Raw genomic sequence first — 2,164 nt, forward strand, 5'->3', positions numbered from 1 at the left:
CGCAGCCTGGTCCGGAGCCCGTCGTCGACGAGGGTGTCCGAGTGCCACACGCCGTCCACGGCGGACACCTCGATGCCGGTCGCCGCGTCGCGCAGCGCGGCGTACCGGGCGAGTTCGGCGAGGACGTACCGGGTCTGCGCCTCGGTCATGCCCTGCTCGACGGCCTCGCGCGTCCAGCGGGCGACGACCTCGGGGTCGTGCATCTTGACGTGCCACTCGGGCTTCGAACGGATGTGGGCGCTGCACTGCAGCATCTGGAGCTCCCGCAGGGTGCGGGGCTCCCCGTAGTGGTGATGGGCGGAGAAGGGCAGGGGGAAGGCAGACAGCTCGGTCAATTTCGCTCGGTCCTCACGGTGGATGCGACGGCCCGAACACTACTGTGGGGCACCGACAGGGGGGCAGGTCGCGGTACTCGGCGGCCAGTGCGGTGAGCATGGGAGCGAGGACGGCCAGGCGGCTCTCTCCGTTGGAGACGGTCACGCCCGCGGGCGCCCCACCGCTTCTGCCGTGCCGCTGCCGGCCGAGCGAGACATGGGTGATGGTCCACACGACCGCCGCCGTCTGGAAGGTTCCCGTGGTGACCGAACCGGTGAAGGTGTTGACGAGCTGTCCGTCGACCTTGGTCGTGGTCCGGACGGCCTGTAGAGCGCTGGTGGGACCGACCGGCCGGTGGACCACGTTGGCCACCGCGGAGGAGCCGAGGAGTTCCTGGCTGGAGTACGTGCCCGTCGAGGGGAATGTGATCGTTCCGGACGTGATGGACGTGACGGGCGCGAGGCCCGGTCGCCGGTGCCTGGCCGCGCCGACGGGTGAGTGGCCGCAGCGGCGTTCTGAGTGACGGCGGCGGCCGGCGGTGACGGCTGTTCCGCGCGGATCAGAGGGAGGTGATCTCCAGGGTGACGGTGGAGTAGACGCTGTCGACGCTGCCGAGTCCGAGGGTGCAGGCGAGGATGTCGGTCGCGGGGCCGGTGCTGGTCTGGACGACGCTGTCTCCGGCGAACACTCCGGAGGTGACGTTGCCGGTGACGGTGACCACCAGGGCCGCGCCGACGACAGTGGCGGTCCGATGGCCGGAGACCGTGCTGGTCCGGCCGGTGTTCCATGTGATGGTGAAGTCGGATACCGCGGTCTCCAGCAGGGTGAGGCAGGACCGGTCAGGGGTGAGGACCTGCAGCGACCGGGAGCCGGAGCTGATCTCGGGACGGCTGAGGGAGACGCACGGTCCGTACTGGACGGTGGAGGAGAAGGTGACGTCCTGCGAGGTCAGTGTCAAGGGCGGCTTGTACGTGGTCGCCTCGCTGCTGGGCACCGTGCACGTCAGGTCGAGCAGACCTCGCTGCGTGGAGGCGCCGGCCGCGGGGGCGAAGACGAACGCGGCGACCAGGAGACCGGCGGCCGCGAAGAGAGCAGCGAGCCGCGACCCCAGGCGGGTGCGGCCGGGCTGCCGTGCAGCGGCGTCTTGGTACGTCGAACCAGAACCGGCCATGTGCGTCCTCCACCGGGAGAAGAGTTGCCGCGACACGCCGTGGTGGGAGCCCGGCCAGGAGCGGCAGTCACCATCAACGTAAAGCCGCCCCTGGGGACGAGCAACGGTTCGATGCGCACTCGTCACACACGGGGCGCTGGATCCGCACCCCTCGCGGGGCAGGTCGCTGTGTGCCGGTGGTCAGAGGCCTGTTTTGTTCTTTTGTGGTGGAGGACTGCATTTTTGTCCTGCGGGGACCGGGTGGGTAGACGCGGGTGACGGGACACGGGGGAGCACTCCCTCCACGGCTGCCTCTTCTGCGGAGTTTCCTGTGGTCCCCGGTCCGCAGCGCTACTGCCAGGAACACGACAGTGCCTGTCACAGGTCGGTGAGCCATGTGAAGGAGCGCGGGTGTCTGTGTCTCGGTGGCCGGGCCGCGCATGATGCGCCAGCTGGTGCTCGGCTCGGTGACGGCGTGGGCCAGGACGACGACGGCCTGCCGTCCGGTGCCGCCCCGGACTCACGCGCCGGTGAAGCGGACTTGATCGGCCGCCCAGTCGCTCTCCCACAGGCCTCAGCAGGACTCAAGACAGCGGCGGGTAGTCGGCCTTGAGCGCGGCGGCCGTGGTGTCGGCGACGCCCACCATCAGGTCCATCGCATGCCGATTGCGGACAGCAGTTCTACCCGCTCCGGTGTCA

Annotated in this window: 2 protein-coding genes and 1 pseudogene; all 3 read right to left on the reverse strand. The window is 69.7% G+C overall.

The features are described from left to right. Positions 1 to 335 (reverse strand): annotated as a pseudogene (locus ABZ836_RS30425) (DUF4246 domain-containing protein); the annotation flags it as partial. Positions 336 to 348: 13 nt separating this feature from the next. Continuing rightward, positions 349 to 687 carry a hypothetical protein gene (locus tag ABZ836_RS30430; protein ID WP_356139023.1) on the reverse strand — a complete coding sequence of 113 codons (339 nt, stop codon included), beginning with the start codon at positions 685 to 687 and terminating at the stop codon, positions 349 to 351. A gap of 187 nt (positions 688 to 874) precedes the next feature. Further along, a complete protein-coding gene (locus ABZ836_RS30435) occupies positions 875 to 1,486 on the reverse strand; it encodes a hypothetical protein (protein ID WP_361147611.1) in 612 nt (203 codons plus the stop codon). Positions 1,487 to 2,164: the final 678 nt, after the last annotated feature.

It is taken from the genome of Streptomyces sp. NPDC047130, from assembly GCF_040643475.1.
Classification (GTDB): Bacteria; Actinomycetota; Actinomycetes; order Streptomycetales; family Streptomycetaceae; genus Streptomyces.